This is a genomic window from Vibrio sp. QJM3NY_39 (genome assembly GCF_057785895.1).
This window is the reverse complement of sequence record NZ_CM173505.1, coordinates 2,835,175-2,851,952: the sequence shown is the minus strand read 5'-3', so window position 1 is coordinate 2,851,952 and position 16,778 is coordinate 2,835,175. Positions and strand designations below refer to the sequence as shown.

The window sequence follows — 16,778 nt, the reverse complement described above, 5'->3', positions numbered from 1 at the left end:
AGTAGTTTCCTTTAATATCTCTGCCTATTTTTCTCCGGTGGTAGCATCGGCGCAAGATTAAATACGGTTACGAACGGTATTACATAGGAATTTGGGAAATGACTCGCGGGTTTACTTTAATAGAGCTGTTAATCACGGTGTCGGTGTTATCGATACTGATAGCCACGGCTGCCCCGAGTTTTAGTTCAGTAACGAAAACTGTGAAGATGCAGCGATTGGCTGGCGAGTTGAATGGTTTTCTTATTCAGGCTAAGTCAGAGTCAGTAAAAAGGAATCAAGATCTTTGGGTTCATTTCTCGATGGAAAAGAATGAAGTGCAATCAACTGGAGATTGGACTATTTGGTTAAAACCGACCGAAGACTTGTCAGGAGAAACCTTACTGCAGTTGTCGGGCGAACCCTTTCGCGACCTTTCTTTTTCTCATAACTACACCGGAGACAGAATCACTTTTGAGAGCGTTCGTGGAAGGCCTTCTCGCGGGACTCTCTATCTGGCTCCTAATGCAGATTCAACCGATCGGCTTTTGATCAAATTATCCAGCCCTCCAGGGCGAATTAAGGTGTGCGGTGAGTCGAGTGCACAGTATGGCTATGATGCGTGTTAAATCGACAGCTGTAGCTCCTAGCAAGCAGCAAGGCACATCACTGATTGAATTAATGGTGGCCTCTGTGATTGGCGTGTTCGCTATTTCGATTATCGGCAGCGTCTTCATTACGGGGCAGAGAATTGCTAAAGATAAAGGCATTGAGTTATTACTGCTGCAAAATCTAACCAGTACGATGCAGGTCATGAAAGAAGATATCCAACGAGCGGGCTACGATGGCTCTAATGGTTACTCAATCAAGTTATCTGGAGCGAGCAATACCATCCAAGTGAGTGGCGGTGTTGCCGTTGGGTTTGTCTATTTCAGAGAGGGCTCGAACGGAAACAAAGATAATCGAAATATCGTTTATCGGAAAGATGGAACCAAGCTACAAATTTGTGAGAAGGGCACCACTGTATCTGAGGCGATTCCTACTTTTAATCAGGTTACTGGATGTTACTCACTTTTCGATGACAGCCTGATCGAGGTAGACGCATTCAGCATTGATGCTCAGTTATTAGAGCAACACTCTATTAAAACCACGCTTACCGATATCAGCATTACGGCTTCAATTCCAACCGCAGGTGTTACCAAATCGGTTTCGGTTTCCGTTAAACAAAGGAATTGGCAATGATGGTGTTTAGAAAGCAACGCGGCGTGGTGACCTTGTTGATCACATCGGTGCTTTTAGTTGGTGCTTTAGTGGTGACGTTAGGCGCGTATCGCAGTGTGTTTCATCAAATTAAAGTTGCCCAAAATGAGGTGGAAGGGCGCAAAGCCCACTGGTTAGCAGAAGGTGGTTTAGAGTGTGGTTTCACTTACATCGCTGAAAATGATCTGACTGCTATTCCCAATGATTTAATGGATCATTGTCAGCAATCGAAAGTCGTTACGTTGGAATCAGAAGCCCTCACACCGAATGTATTGGTATCGAGCTCTGAGTCTTTATCGTTGAACAAAGAGATTAGCTTTGAAGACGCTTCGGGATTAGGAGTAATGCAAACCAATTCGAGTTTAGAATTTATTTCTGATCACAACATCGACATCAATCCCGATATTGCTCTTACTGCTGTTGATGGTATTAACGAGTGTGTCTCTGTTCGATTTTTAGATAGTGTTATCTATAAGCAAAAGGGAGGAGGACGTTTAAAGACAATTACACCAGAGTCACCTCCTTTTCCTTCCTTCGAGTCATGTCAACAAACCACCAATATTAGCAGTGATGCAATTATCGACTCTTCGGGTTCATTACCTTCAAACTCATTTCAATCAGACTTCAAATTTGATCCTGATATAGATACGTTCTCTAATTATTTTGGAGTACCTAAAACGTCAGAGAACATCGACCAAATTAAGCTTGATTATCATGTTATCGACCTGATTGACCGGACTACATCTCCTCCTAAACATTCAGACTTGGTTAGTGGGAAATATGAAGGTAATAAGTGTAGCAAAGCTATTAATGATGCCTTTTCAAGTGGGGAAAATAAGGTCTGGGTTATAGGTGATTGCGTGGTTTACTCACCTGCGATTAATGTCGTTGAACCTATCCCAGGAGTTATTACGCCACGTTCATTAGTGATTCAAGACGGCATCGTTGCGAACGGTAACGCAAGCGTATTTGATGGATCTTTTTATCATCTAAATGATATGAGTATATTTGATAATCCTAACTCTCCCGATGTCGATACCGACCTATTGAGTGGTTTGTGGGCTAAAGTTCCAGATACGGTTCCTATCGCAGGTTTAGTACAGATCAATTCGGTTTATATTGGATTTGCTTCTTTTTTTCCTAAAGGAGGGATGTTCTTTGATTCCGTTGGTGGGTTATCGACAATTCAGGGGTCAATCAATCTGGTTTATATCGGTGAATACAACCCTCATAGTGCTCCTTTGAAAGCGAAGTGGAAGCGAGGATCATGGAATGATTTCTAAACACTCAGGTTTTAGCCTGATAGAGGTTCTTATCTCTTTTCTATTGATCGGTGTAGCTTCTCTAGGGTTGGTTAAGCTGCAAGTTTATGCGGAGCAAAAGTCGGACTTTGCGCTTCACAGTGTGGAGGCTCTGCATTTTGCTGAAAGGCAGATGGAATATTATCGGACTCGTGTCTCGGATGTGAGTGGGGCGGTCGGGCTAATTCCTTTTTCGGAACTTAATCAGGCGAACCATTGTCTCAACACTGTAAGTTCAGACCCCTTATCCGGTTTATCAAGCTCTGCCTATGCGATGACTTGTGAGGTGTCCAATGCCAATGGTGCTTTGTCTGGCGCTTTGAAAAACATTACGGTGACTGTTGCATGGCAAGATCGCATGAACAAACCGCAAAGTATTTACCTAGAAACTATGCTCTCCAAATACAGTGAGTTTGATTGATCTATTAAGCAAACGTTTACTGCACGCCAAGGCCTACGCATCCCCTTTACTGATAGTTTTCACTCCTCGGACATTGTTTACGTGCCAGTTAAAACTCTGTATATGGAATGGTGTTTTTTGTGTTTTTATATTGTTGCTGTTGTACAGTATTTTTGCAAAATATGTCTCCATTTATGGAAAATGATGTGGAACCTTGTGCTTTTTAACAGCGACTTTAATAGAATATGTGCTGCACCAATAGGCCATGGTCAAAACTTTTATTAGGCCTAAACAAACAACATCACATATGGAGTTACAATGAGTAACCAAGCTGTAAAAAAAGCACCATCGACTGAGAAGATCAGTGGGATGGATCGCTTTCTAAACTTCATTGAACGCGCCGGCAACAAAATTCCAGACCCTGCAATTCTGTTCTTCTGGGCTCTAGTTATCGTATGGGTAGCATCTGCACTTTTATCGAATCTTTCATTCGACCTAATCAACCCTCAAACGGGTGCTGCTCTAGAAGTAAACAACCTATTAACTGGTGAAGCGCTTGCTAGCTTCCTAGCGAATATGGTTACCACGTTCACAGGCTTCGCACCGCTAGGCATAGTACTTGTTGCTATGCTAGGTGTTGGCGTTGCTGACTCTTCAGGCTTCATTACGACTGGCCTTAAGAAGATGCTGAACTTCACGCCAGCTAAGCTATTAACGCCAATGCTAATCTTGGTTGCTATCGTGTCTCACACAGCAGCAGATGCAGGTTACGTTCTAGTAATCCCTCTTGGCGGTATCATCTTCCACGCAGCGGGTCGTCACCCTCTAGCGGGTATTGCAGCAGCGTTTGCTGGTGTATCAGGTGGTTTCTCAGCGAACTTCATTCCTTCAGGTATTGACCCGCTACTAGCAGGCTTCACTCAAACAGCGGCAAACGTTCTTGACCCTGCATACGTGGTTAACCCTCTAGCGAACATTTTCTTTACTGGTTTGTCTTCAGTTCTCATTGTTGGTATCGGTTGGTACGTGACAGAGAAGATCATTGAACCTCGTCTTGCAAAAACACCAGTAGATGAAGATGCTGAACAAGCACCGGATCTAGGTACGTTCACAGCGATTGAATCTAAAGCATTCAAATTCGCGGGTTGGGCAATGGTGGCTGGTATTGGTTTGCTAATCGCAGCTTTGGTTCCTGAAAACTCAGCACTTCGTTCACCTGAAGGTGAGCTAACAGCGTTCTCAGCACCAGTGATGAAGTCTATCGTTCCTCTGATCTTCATTCTGTTTATTATTCCGGGTATCGTCTACGGCCGTGTAGCAGGTACTTTCAAGAATAGTAATGATGTTATCAAAGCAATGTCTGAGACGATGGCAACGATGGGCGCATACATTGTAATGTCGTTCTTCTGTGCTCAGTTCCTTTCTGCATTCGCTCAATCAAACATCGGTACTATGCTGGCGCTTTACGGTGCTGAAGGCTTGAAAGCGATGGATCTTCCTGGTGAAGCAACGGTTGTTGGTATGATTCTACTAACGGCTGCAGTTAACCTTCTTGTAGGTTCTGCTTCAGCTAAGTGGGCACTGATTGGTCCTATCCTAGTTCCTATGCTAATGGTTGTGGGTATCTCTCCAGAGCTATCTCAAGCGGCTTACCGTGTAGGTGACTCAGTGTCTAACATCATCTCTCCACTGATGGTGTTCTTCCCACTGGTTGTTGTTTACTGTCAACGCTACGTTAAGTCGACTGGTATCGGTACTCTAGCTTCTCTAATGATGCCATTCTCGATTGCTATGTTAATCGGTTGGTCTATCTTCTTGCTAGGTTACTGGGCTCTTGGTATCCCACTAGGTATCCAAGCTCCTTACACTTACACAATGTAAGATTGAACTAAGCAAAATTAAGCTTTATTCATTACTAAGCCCGCACCGAAATGTGCGGGCTTTTTTTTCGCTATTTTTTTCTATTTTTTTTATAGCCAAAACTTTCTATATCCAAAACTTTTTATATTCAAAATAAAGGCTCTCAGCTTATACTCCGGATCACGGCTAATTGTTGGCCGGTAAAATTAGGAAATCCAAACCACATGAAGATTCTGCTTTTAGTAGGGTTAATTGTTTTAAATGGTCTGTTTGCCATGTCAGAGATTGCATTGGTAGCAGCAAAAAATAGTCGGCTGAAACGCTTAGCCGAAAAACATCGCTCCGCTCAGATTGCTCTTGAGCTCAAAGAAAACCCAACCCGCTTCCTTTCAACCATTCAAATCGGTATTACGGTAATCGGCCTACTCAGCGGTATTGTGGGCGAGGCGACGCTCTCTGGGCCACTGGCCGTTCAACTTGAGCTGTGGGGATTCGACCCAACACAAGCGAATATCTTGTCTACTGCAGTAGTCGTTGTCGGTATTACTTACTTCGCGATTGTTGTGGGTGAGTTGGTACCAAAGCGTTTTGCTCAGTCTCAAGCTGAAAACATCGCCGTGTTAGTCGCGCTGCCAATCTTCTGGTTATCTAAAATCGCGACGCCGTTTGTGTTTGCGTTGTCTGCATCAACCGAAGGTATTCTCAAGTTAATGGGACGTGGTGGTGAAGAAGACAGTGTGACTGAAGACGATATTCATGCACTGGTGAAAGAGGGCTCTGAATCAGGTGTGATAGAGCGTGGCGAGCAAGAGATGATTCGCAATATCTTACAGCTTGATGACCGCCTTGTGAGCTCTTTGATGACGCCACGCCGAGACGTCGACTTTCTAGATATTGAGCAACCTGTAGAGCAGATATTTAAGAAACTGCGCTCTTCAAAGCACAGTGTATTTCCATTATGCCAAGATCATCTCAATAAAGTGGTCGGTACGGTGTCGTCCAAAGCCTTGCTGAATCAGGCGGGCAATTTAAGTATTCAAGTGATCATGGGGCTGTCTAAGTCGCCGATCTATGTTCCAGAATCGATGAAGGCACTGCGGCTACTTGGCTACTTTAAAGAGTCGGGTACCGAGATGGCATTCATTGTCGACGAGTATGGCGATGTGCAAGGCCTTGTGACTCATTACGATATTCTTGAAGCGATTGCAGGTGAGTTATCCAATAACCCCAATGACCTATGGACAGAGCAAGTGGAAGGCGGGTTGCTGGTGGATGGATTAATCCCTATCAGTGAGCTCAAGAACCGTTTAGAGCTGTCAGAGTTAGAAGGGGAAAGCGAAGGCTTCCAAACATTGAATGGCCTTGTGACTTGGTTAATCGGGCGTTTACCCGATACGGGAGAAGTCGTTCAGTGTCAGCAATGGCAGTTTGAAATTATCTCGGTCGAGAACAACCGTATTGTGAGTGTGAAAGCGACAGAAATAGTCAATGAGCTAGGCGATGCTGTTAGTTAGATAAGTCGCTAGATATTTAACGAACAAGCCTGCGCTTGTTGTTCAATATCTCTTTATTGTTCATAATCACTAAGATTAGGTATGCTTCTCCGCATACCTTTTTTTGTTCTTATCCTTTGTTTTCTGGAGTTCCCTTTGTCAGACCATCAATTCACCCCTCAAGATGAAATCTTCATGCGACGCGCCATTGAGGTTGCTAAGCAAGCAGAGAAAGAGGGAGAGGTTCCCGTTGGTGCCGTGTTGGTAAAGGAGGGTGAGATTATTTCTGAAGGTTGGAACCGTTCTATTGGAAGCCACGATGCCACGGCACACGCAGAAATCGAAACCTTGCGTAAAGCTGGGCAAGCTTTAGAAAACTATCGCTTACTCGATACCACCTTATACGTCACGCTTGAGCCTTGCCCAATGTGTGCAGGTGCCTTGTTACACAGCCGAGTAAAGCGCATTGTGTTTGGTGCCCCTGACTTAAAAGCGGGTGCAGCAGGTACGGTATTGAATCTCTTTGAAAGCCAAGCCTCATACCACTATGCAGACGTGGAAAATGGTTTGTTAGAACAAGAGTGCCGTGATCAACTGCAAGCGTTTTTCAAGCGTCGTAGAAAAGAGATAAAAGAAAAACGAAAGCAAGACCGTCTGTTGGAAGAGCAGTGTTTAGAATCTGACAAGGCAAGTAACAAGAATAACGTCAGTAACAAGAATAAGGTCTGTAACAAAAAATAGCAGCAAGCTTTCGGCACTCTCGATAGCAAGAGTGCCGCAGAAAACTTACTCGGTATATTTACTCAGAAAGTATCTGCATGAAAGCACGGTTGCGCCAAATGATTTTCTTCTTATTATTTGAAAGCATACGCTTACGACGGTTTGCAGCAACGGTCTTATCAAGGCGCTTCGATTTCAGTTTACTCTTCATCATTTCAACGATTTCCTATTTGTCGTCTGGCTTTGTAATTATGACTTCAGTTTTAATTATAGTGGTTATTTGTTTATGAGCTCTGTCGCGAACTTAGCGATACCTTTTGAGTAACCATCGCGATGGCCAGTGTCTGAATACAACAGAACATCATGGCGCTTATGGTGTGTCGTTATAAAGTTCGATTGTTACTGCAATATGACACCTCAAGTTTAACTGTCACTTTGCTGGTTTAGTTTCTCAATGCGAATTAGCCAATACGAACCAGTGGCTCATGTATAAAAAAAAAGAGCAACGCTATATAGAATTGCTCTTTTTTATTTATTTGGAAGACTCAGCTTCGTCGACAGCGGATTCAGCCGCACTGATTGTCGATTCAGCGCCCGAGATCTCTAAAGGTGGGATAACCACCAAACCTTCGAGGCTCGCTTCTTCTTCTTTATTTCGCTTATTCACATGACCAATAATGCTTTGGTAATAACGGCGAATATTCTCAACGTAATTCCTTGCTTCATCACCACGCGCATAGCCGTATCGAGTTTGGCTGTAGTACTTCTTTTGTCTCAATAGAGGAAGTCGATCTTTGACATCACCCCAAGCGTCAGGGTTGCCGCCTTGTGCTTTAGTTAAGCGGCGAGCATCCATCATGTGACCGTAACCTACGTTATATGAGGCGAGGGCAAACCAGATCTTTTCATGTTGAGTAATTGAGTCAGGAACTCGATTCACGATACGACGTAAATATTCCACGCCACCTTGTACCGACTGTTTCGGGTCAAGACGATTGGTTACACCTACGCTCTTCGCGGTTGGCAACGTCAACATCATCATGCCACGAACACCTGTGGGAGAACGCGCGACTGGGTTCCAGTGTGACTCTTGGTATGCCAAAGCTGCGATTAAGCGCCAATCAAATTCTTGCGAGTATTTCTGAAATAGTGGCGACCATTTAGGTAGCTTGCTGTCCAATGCGCGGATAAAGGCACGAGTATCAACGTAGTCAAAGGTACCAATGTGACCGATGTATTTCTCTTCCAGTGAAGCCAATTCACCAGACTGTTTAAGGTTACCGAAGAACTCAATCAGCAACGCATACAGGCTTTCATCTTCTGAACGTTCTAAGTACCAAGAGATAGGTTGGTCTTCTGTAAGTTCAAAAGCCAAAGCCACGTCTGGGTATAAACGTTGTGCGAGTGACAGCTCAATCGAATCCGCCACAGTAAACAAGCGTTCCCCTGTAGAGACTTCTTTTAGCAGGTCGTTGATGTCAGCATTGCCGATCGCATCGTAGATAAAGTCATCGTGTGTGTTTTGCAGCTGTTTTAGTGTTGGCTCAAAGTGTGAGTCTTTCACTACAACCAAAGATGGCGTCAATGTGTCAGTAGACGCTACCTCTTCTGGTTCAGTTTGTGCTTTTACGAAATCAGCCTGACGCTCATTCTCAAACCTGATCAGTTGCTCAAGGTTTCTTGGTCGCCACTGACCTTTTTTGTACACGACTTGTTGGCTTACATAGTAATAAGCAGGCGCAGCGCGATAGGCACGTGTCAGGTTGCTGTTTTGTGTTAACCCCGTTGCGATAAGATCGATCTCGCCTTTCTTTAACGCCGGAAATAGGCCGGATAGACGGTAAGCGGGTTTAACCTCAAGCTTTACACCAAGTTCTTCTGCAAACTCGCGAGCTAACTCGTAATCCAAGCCAGCAGGACCATCTGGACCGATGTAATAAGAGAGTTGGTTATTCAGGGTGCCGACACGAAGAACGCCACGCTCTCGTATCTGCTCAAGGACACTTTTAGGTTCAGATTCAATCTGGCATCCAGCCAACCCAAATAGGGCAATAGCGAGCAGAAGAAACTTAGACGAAAAGATGAGCGTAAATTTAGGCATCAAAATGAAATCTCGAAAAGTGGAAGCCCCTTTATACCAAACCCCGCAAGGCTGGCAAAGCAGGTTTATTTAAACAGTTGTAAAAGTGGTGATAAATGCAGCAAAAGTACCATTTACACAGAAAGATAAAAAAAATAACGCAAACGGTTGCTTTTGGTGTTACGTCACAAAAAGAAATGCTTTATAATGCGCTCGCATTGAAGAGGTGGAATCGGCATAGGTTTGGCAACCTTCGGGAATAGCTTCGAAGAAAACAGTTAGGTTGTTCCTATAACCCACTGAATTTATTCCAATACTACCTTAATCAACTGCATAAGAGACGTAAGCACATGAGAATTTTGCGTGGCTCCCCAGCTCTATCTGAGTTTCGTGTTAACAAGCTTTTAGAGCTTTGTCGTGAATTAAGCTTACCTGTAACAGGTATTTACGCTGAGTTTGCCCACTTTGCTGATCTAACGGCAGACCTAGATGAGTCTGAAGTTGAGAAGCTAGAAAAGCTACTGACTTACGGTCCAACGATTGAAGAGCATGAACCTGAAGGTTTACTGCTGCTTGCAACGCCACGTCCAGGCACTATCTCGCCTTGGTCTTCAAAATCAACAGATATCGCACACAACTGCGGACTGGCTAAAGTGTCACGTCTAGAGCGCGGTACTGCTTTCTACATTGAAACCTCTTCTGAACTTTCTGAGCTTCAACTTGTTGAGCTGAAAGCAATTCTGCACGACCGTATGATGGAAGTGGTTTTCACTGACTTCGAATCAGCAGCGGCACTGTTCACTGTTGCTGAGCCTGCTCCTTATGCGGAAGTTGACCTACTAACTGGCGGACGTAAAGCGCTTGAAAAAGCAAACGTTACCCTAGGTCTAGCACTTGCAGAAGATGAGATTGATTACCTTCTTGAAAGCTTCACTGAGAAGCTAGGTCGTAACCCGACTGACATCGAGCTAATGATGTTTGCACAAGCGAACTCAGAGCACTGTCGTCACAAGATCTTTAACGCTGATTGGACTATCGATGGCGTTAAACAAGAAAAATCATTGTTCAAGATGATTAAGAACACTTTTGAAACGACACCAGAGCACGTTCTGTCTGCTTATAAAGATAACGCAGCGGTAATGACCGGTTCTGAAGTCGGTCGTTTCTTCCCAGATCCAGAAACTCGTCAGTACAACTATCACCAAGAGAAAACACACATCTTGATGAAAGTTGAAACGCACAACCACCCAACGGCAATCTCTCCATGGCCGGGCGCATCAACAGGTTCAGGCGGCGAAATCCGCGATGAAGGCGCGACAGGTATTGGTGGTAAGCCAAAAGCGGGTCTGGTTGCTTTCTCTGTATCTAACTTAAAAATTCCTAATTTTGTTCAACCGTGGGAAACGGACTTTGGTAAGCCAAGCCGTATCGTGACTGCGCTTGATATCATGCTTGAAGGCCCTCTTGGTGGCGCAGCATTCAACAACGAATTTGGTCGTCCAAACCTACTAGGTTACTTCCGTACTTACGAAGAGAAAGTAAACTCTCACGCAGGTGAAGAAGTACGCGGTTACCACAAACCAATCATGCTGGCGGGTGGTTTAGGCAACATTCGTGATGATCATGTTCAGAAGAAAGAGATCCCAGTAGGTGCAAGCCTAATAGTTCTTGGCGGTCCAGCAATGAACATTGGCCTTGGTGGCGGTGCTGCATCTTCAATGGATTCGGGTTCTTCTTCTGAAGACTTAGATTTTGCTTCTGTACAACGTGAAAACCCAGAAATGGAACGTCGTTGTCAGGAAGTTATCGACCGTTGTTGGCAGCTTGGTGATGCGAACCCAATCGCATTCATCCACGATGTGGGCGCGGGCGGTATCTCGAATGCACTTCCTGAGCTAGTCGACGACGGTGAACGTGGTGGTATCTTCAACCTACGCGACGTACCAAACGATGAGCCGGGTATGAGCCCACTTGAGATTTGGTGTAACGAATCTCAAGAGCGTTACGTAATGGCGGTTGCTGATAAAGACTTAGCGACATTTGAAGCGATTTGTAAGCGTGAACGCGCTCCATTCGCGATTGTTGGTAAAGCAACAGAAGAACGAGATCTTAAATTAGAAGATTCACACTTCGACAACACGCCAATCGACATGCCGATGGACATCCTATTAGGTAAAACGCCTAAGATGCACCGTGACGCGAAAACGCTAAAAGCGAACAACCCAGCGATTGACCGTTCTGGTATCGAAATGAACGAAGCGGTTGACCGTATTCTTCGCCTACCAACAGTGGCAGAGAAAACATTCCTTATTACTATAGGTGACCGCTCGGTAACTGGCCTTGTAGCTCGTGACCAAATGGTTGGCCCATGGCAGGTTCCTGTCGCTAACTGCGCAGTAACTGCAGCAAGCTACGACTCTTACCACGGTGAGGCAATGTCTCTTGGTGAGCGCACTCCGGTTGCACTTCTAGACTTTGGAGCATCTGCTCGTCTAGCGGTTGGTGAAGCCATTACTAACATCGCAGCGACTAACATCGGCGATATCAAACACATTAAACTGTCGGCTAACTGGATGTCTCCAGCGGGTCACCCTGGTGAAGATGCAGGTCTTTACGAAGCGGTTAAAGCCGTGGGTGAAGAGCTATGTCCGGCACTGGGTCTAACTATCCCAGTGGGTAAAGACTCAATGTCGATGAAGACTAAGTGGGAAGAGAACGGTGAGCAGAAAGAAGTGACTTCTCCGCTTTCTCTCGTTATCACAGCGTTTGCACGTGTTGAAGATGTTCGTAAGACGATTACGCCACAACTTCGTACAGACAAAGGTAACACGTCACTGGTACTTATCGACCTTGGTAACGGCCAAAACCGCATGGGCGCAACAGCACTTGCTCAGGTTTACAAGCAGCTTGGTGATAAACCAGCAGACGTAGACAACGCGGCACAGCTAAAAGGCTTCTACGAAGGCGTTCAAGCACTTGTAGCTAACGACCAAGTTGTTGCTTACCACGATAAAGGCGATGGCGGTCTATTCGTAACGCTAGCTGAAATGGCGTTCGCAGGTCACTGTGGTGTTAATGCTGATATTGCAGCCCTTTTAGCTGCATCAGAGAACAGCGAAGACACGCTAGCAGCACTCTTCAACGAAGAGCTAGGTGCGGTAATCCAAGTTCGCAACGATGACCTAGACGCTGTTCTTTCTACTCTTGCAACAAATGGCCTAGAAGCGTGTTCACACGTAATTGGTTCTGTTGAAGCATCAGACGAAGTAGTGATTAAGTCAGGCGCAGATGTTGTAATCCAACGTAACCGTACTGAACTGCGTACTATCTGGGCTGAGACTACGCATAAGATGCAAGGTCTACGTGATAACCCAATCTGTGCAGATCAAGAATATGAAGCGAAGAAAGACAACTCAGACCCAGGTCTGAACGTGAAACTAAGCTTCGACGTAAATGAAGACATTGCAGCTCCTTACATCAACACGGGCGCTAAACCTAAGATGGCGATTCTACGTGAGCAGGGTGTTAACTCTCACGTTGAAATGGCAGCAGCATTTGACCGCGCAGGCTTCGAAGCGACTGATATTCACATGAGTGACATCCTAACGGGTCAAGCGGTACTAGAAGAGTACAACGGCCTTGTGGCATGTGGTGGCTTCTCTTACGGTGATGTACTGGGCGCTGGTGAAGGTTGGGCTAAATCAGTTCTGTTTAATGATTCTACTCGCGACCAATTTGAAAACTTCTTCAAGCGTGAAGATACTTTCTCTCTAGGTGTGTGTAACGGTTGTCAGATGTTGTCTAACCTGCGTGAACTTATCCCGGGTGCTGAGTACTGGCCACGTTTCGTTCGTAACGAATCTGAGCGTTTTGAAGCACGTTTCAGCCTAGTTGAAGTTCAGAAATCTGATTCTGTATTCTTCAATGGCATGGAAGGTTCTCGTATGCCAATCGCTGTTTCTCACGGTGAAGGCCGCGTAGAAGTGCGTGATAACGACCACCTAAACGCGATTGAAAACTCAGGTACAGTTGCTCTACGTTACGTTGATAACAACGGTAACCAAACGCAGCAATACCCGAACAACCCGAATGGTTCACCAAACGCTATCACTGGTTTAACGACTGCAGATGGCCGCGTGACTATCATGATGCCGCACCCAGAGCGTGTATTCCGTACGGTTGCTAACTCTTGGTCTCCAGAAGGTTGGGGCGAGAATGGTGCTTGGATGCGTATGTTCCAAAACGCACGTAAGAACGTGGGGTAATCAGGACGCGTTAATCTAGATTAGATTAAGCAAAAACCAAAAACGCAGATCGAAAGGTCTGCGTTTTTTTATTAGATTTGATGTTTCAATAGCTAGGATCAAAAAAGCCGCTGGATTTAACCCCAGCGGCTTCGTATTCTAGCGCTTAGATTAGTTGTTGCTGTGTAGTTCGCTGTTTAGTTCAACAGCAGACTTGTTCGCTAGGCACTCAATTTGACCTGTGATCGAGTTGCGACGGAACAGAAGATCAGAAACGCCAGCTAGGTCGCGAGCTTTGATGATTTCTACTTCGTTACCTTCTTTATCTAACATGCGAACCTTAGTACCCGCAGTCACGTAAAGACCAGACTCAACCGTACAACGGTCGCCCATTGGGAAACCAAGACCTGCGTTTGCACCTAGTAGACAGTTTTCGCCGATAGAGATAACCATAGTACCGCCACCAGACAGAGTGCCCATGATAGAAGCGCCGCCGCCGATATCAGAACCGTTACCCACAACAACACCCGCAGAGATACGACCTTCAACCATGCTTACGCCAGTAGTACCTGCATTGAAGTTGATGAAACCTTCGTGCATTACTGTTGTGCCTTCACCTACGTGTGCGCCAAGACGAACACGAGAAGTATCAGCAACACGAATACCTGTTGGTACCACGTAATCTACCATTTTAGGGAATTTGTCTACGCAATCTACAGACAGAGCGCGACCCGCAAGGCGAGCTTCGATTTGACGCTCAGCTAGTTCAGGAAGGTCGATAGGACCTTCGTTTGTCCATGCGATGTTGTGCAGTAGACCGAAGATACCGTCTAATACCGTACCGTGTGGTTGTACTAGGCGGTTAGAGATAAGTTGTAACTTTAGGAAGCCTTCGGCAACAGATGCTGGCTTCTCGTCAGTAGCAAGAACAACAAGAACAAGTGGCTGTTCAGACGCTGCCGCTTTTTCTGCGAAAGATGCGTTTGCTGCATCGTCGTTTGCTGCGAATGCTTTCGCTAGTTCTGCGCTTTGTGCAGCAGAGATTTCTATAGCTTGGTTGCCTTCAGCGTAACCTGACACTTCAGCTACAGTTGCTACAAGAGCGTCGCTTGGGTTTAGAAGTGGGTTAGGGAAGAACGCTTCAATGATTTTATTGTCGCGGTTTTTGGTTGCCGTACCGAAGGCTAGTGAAAAATAAGCCATGTTGAATCTCCATGTGTTGAGTCTTGATTTTGCTATTCATAGCAGTGACTCGAATAATGAGTGCTGCCGTTAGCAAAGTTAATTTAATTGCGTTCATCATAAAGAGAGCGCCCTCGTTATGAAAGGGCGTATCGGGATAAAGTCTGTAAAATGATATTGCTTGTCTTTTTAGCGATATTTTTTATTATCCGGATATTATACCTCGCTCTTAAATATGGGCGTGCTTACTTAAGTAGCGCGGTGCCATTTCATTTCCACACCTGACACTTATCTTTAGCCCATCCTCTTGTTAGCAGTATCAATAGAGTGAGTCACACTTTCTTTATAAATTCATGTTTATTATCAGAATTATTCGACTTCTGTTGATTAATCGCTTGTGCCTACAGTTAGGGTAAATACTCAATTTCCCAGACGTGTAATTAAGAGAACGATCACTAAAACCCTGCAAGATGTCAGTATATTGCCTGCCATAACGACATTAAAACGATTAATAAAGGATCTTCTATGAATTTTACTAAGTCTTTACTGGTGCTCTCTATCGGCGTAGCGATGGTTGGTTGTGGCTCGGATAGTGACGATATCACAGTGACATGTGATACCGCGGAATCTTGTACCAAGTTTACTGTTTTACACACCAACGATAACCACGGTCGTTTTTGGGAGAACAGTAAAGGTGAGTATGGAATGGCTGCACGAAAGACCTTGATCGACAGTATTCGTGCAGAAGTCACTCAAAACGGTGGTGAAACCATTCTATTGTCTGGTGGTGATATTAATACTGGTGTGCCTGAGTCTGACATGCAGGACGCGGTACCAGATTTTGTTGGTATGAACCTTCTTGGTTACGACGCAATGGCATTAGGTAATCACGAATTCGACAATAGCTTAGATGTACTAGAGATGCAGGCGGAATTGGCTGATTTCCCGATGCTAGCAGCGAATATTTACATCAAAGATGGAGACACAGTTACTGATGAACGCCTTTTCTCTCCATATAAAGTCTTTACTATTAATGGGTTAAAAGTTGCGGTTATTGGCTTAACAACCAAAGACACAGCGAAGTTGGTTAATCCTGACAACGTTGCGACGATCCATTTTGCTGACCCACAAGTCGAAATCAAAAAAGTGCTAGAAGAAATTAAAACCAAAGAAACGGTCGATTTGGTTTTTGCTACTACTCATATGGGGCATTATGCGAATGGTCAACATGGTAGTGAAGCGCCTGGCGATGTATTACTTGCTCGGTCTTTAGAAGAAGGCCAATTAGACGCAATTATTGGCGGGCACTCTCAAAACCCTGTTTGTATGGAAGGCAATGAATATGCTGATTTTAATCCGGGAGATGACTGTAAACCTGATCAGCAAAATGGCACTTACATCATGCAAGCTCACGAGTGGGGTAAGTATGTAGGTCGAGCTGACTTTGAATTCTATGACGGGAAGCTGCATTTAGTGAAGTACGACCTAGTTCCCGTGAATTTGAAAGAGAAGGATGAAAACGGCGATTATCAGTTTATCCAAGCTGAGATTGAACCAGATTCAACAGTGATTGCGACGCTTTCTGCTTATCAACAACAAGGTCAAGAGTTGCTTGATGAAGTGATCTCAAATACAGATGCGAAGCTTGAAGGTGACCGTAATGTGGTTCGTTCTGAACAGACTAACCTTGGTCACTTATTAGGCCAAGCTTACCGAACCTACGACTTAGTGAATGCTGATTTCGGTGTGATGAACTCTGGTGGTGTACGTGATTCGATTGAGGCGGGGGATGTGACTTATCGTGATGTGTTGACGGTCCAGCCTTTTGGTAATTTCGTAACCAAAGCAACGATGACGGGGGCTGAAGTAAAAGAGTATTTAGACGTTGTTGCGACGATGACGGCAGGTTCTGGCGCTTATGCCCAATTGGAGAATATTAGCTTGACCGTAAATTGTGACTCGAGTGATGTGACCATACGTGACATTAACAATAAAGGTTTCAGCTTAACTGATACTTATACCTTCTCTGTGATCAGCTTTAGTGCGGCTGGTGGTGATGATTATCCGGTAATCGATGTTGAATCGACGCAGTTGGCGGATGCCTTCGTACTTCGTGAGTTCTTTGTGAAGCATCCTAATATAACAGCTGCAAATTATGCACCAGAAGCTGGTAAGTTAATCTATATGAGTAATGGCTTGGAAGTGAAAGGCTGCCCTGCGAGCTAATTCATTGATATCGTAAAAATAGCCAGCGAATCGCTG

12 protein-coding genes are annotated in these 16,778 nt (G+C 44.9%); 9 read left to right on the top strand and 3 right to left on the bottom strand.

Annotated features, from left to right (window positions below; genetic code table 11):
• Positions 1-98: 98 nt before the first annotated feature.
• The 7 genes from AC3CHU_RS12725 (at position 99) to tadA (ending at position 7,031) form a co-directional block, all read left to right on the top strand.
• Positions 99-605: a GspH/FimT family pseudopilin gene (locus AC3CHU_RS12725; RefSeq protein WP_488524672.1), complete on the top strand. Its 507-nt coding sequence runs from the start codon at positions 99-101 to the stop codon at positions 603-605.
• The gene (locus AC3CHU_RS12720; protein ID WP_146457554.1) at positions 586-1,218 is read left to right on the top strand and encodes a PilW family protein; all 633 of its coding nucleotides are present in this window, start codon (positions 586-588) and stop codon (positions 1,216-1,218) included. The genes AC3CHU_RS12725 and AC3CHU_RS12720 overlap by 20 nt, the downstream gene beginning before the upstream one ends.
• Entirely contained in the window at positions 1,215-2,519 is a 1,305-nt protein-coding gene (locus AC3CHU_RS12715) for a hypothetical protein (RefSeq protein WP_488524671.1), read from the top strand. Before AC3CHU_RS12720 ends, AC3CHU_RS12715 begins: the two co-directional genes overlap by 4 nt.
• Positions 2,509-2,958 carry a prepilin-type N-terminal cleavage/methylation domain-containing protein gene (locus tag AC3CHU_RS12710; RefSeq protein WP_488524670.1) on the top strand — a complete coding sequence of 150 codons (450 nt, stop codon included), beginning with the start codon at positions 2,509-2,511 and terminating at the stop codon, positions 2,956-2,958. The genes AC3CHU_RS12715 and AC3CHU_RS12710 overlap by 11 nt, the downstream gene beginning before the upstream one ends.
• Positions 2,959-3,255: 297 nt before the next feature.
• Positions 3,256-4,818: an AbgT family transporter gene (locus AC3CHU_RS12705; RefSeq protein WP_004735172.1), complete on the top strand. Its 1,563-nt coding sequence runs from the start codon at positions 3,256-3,258 to the stop codon at positions 4,816-4,818.
• Between the two features lie 203 nt (positions 4,819-5,021).
• Positions 5,022-6,311: a hemolysin family protein gene (locus AC3CHU_RS12700; RefSeq protein WP_488524669.1), complete on the top strand. Its 1,290-nt coding sequence runs from the start codon at positions 5,022-5,024 to the stop codon at positions 6,309-6,311.
• Positions 6,312-6,392: 81 nt separating this feature from the next.
• On the top strand, positions 6,393-7,031 hold the full coding sequence (gene tadA, locus AC3CHU_RS12695) for a tRNA adenosine(34) deaminase TadA (protein WP_108091797.1): 639 nt from the start codon (positions 6,393-6,395) through the stop codon (positions 7,029-7,031).
• Between the two features lie 58 nt (positions 7,032-7,089).
• On the opposite strand, the gene AC3CHU_RS12690 is transcribed toward tadA, so the two are convergent.
• Both AC3CHU_RS12690 and mltF read right to left on the bottom strand, forming a co-directional pair.
• Positions 7,090-7,224: a hypothetical protein gene (locus tag AC3CHU_RS12690; RefSeq protein WP_004735176.1), complete on the bottom strand. Its 135-nt coding sequence runs from the start codon at positions 7,222-7,224 to the stop codon at positions 7,090-7,092.
• Between the two features lie 318 nt (positions 7,225-7,542).
• A complete protein-coding gene (gene mltF / locus AC3CHU_RS12685) occupies positions 7,543-9,111 on the bottom strand; it encodes a membrane-bound lytic murein transglycosylase MltF (protein ID WP_488524668.1) in 1,569 nt (522 codons plus the stop codon).
• A gap of 329 nt (positions 9,112-9,440) precedes the next feature.
• Between mltF and purL the strand changes: the two genes are divergently transcribed.
• A complete protein-coding gene (gene purL / locus AC3CHU_RS12680; RefSeq protein WP_488524667.1) occupies positions 9,441-13,355 on the top strand; it encodes a phosphoribosylformylglycinamidine synthase in 3,915 nt (1,304 codons plus the stop codon).
• 150 nt (positions 13,356-13,505) lie between these two features.
• Here the strand turns inward: purL and dapD are convergent, their stop codons facing one another.
• Complete coding sequence (gene dapD, locus AC3CHU_RS12675; RefSeq protein ID WP_488524666.1) at positions 13,506-14,537, bottom strand: 2,3,4,5-tetrahydropyridine-2,6-dicarboxylate N-succinyltransferase; 1,032 nt, start codon at positions 14,535-14,537, stop codon at positions 13,506-13,508.
• Positions 14,538-15,041: 504 nt separating this feature from the next.
• On the opposite strand from dapD, the gene ushA reads away from it, so the two are divergent.
• Positions 15,042-16,742: a bifunctional UDP-sugar hydrolase/5'-nucleotidase UshA gene (gene ushA / locus AC3CHU_RS12670; protein WP_488524665.1), complete on the top strand. Its 1,701-nt coding sequence runs from the start codon at positions 15,042-15,044 to the stop codon at positions 16,740-16,742.
• The last annotated feature ends 36 nt before the right edge of the window (positions 16,743-16,778 follow it).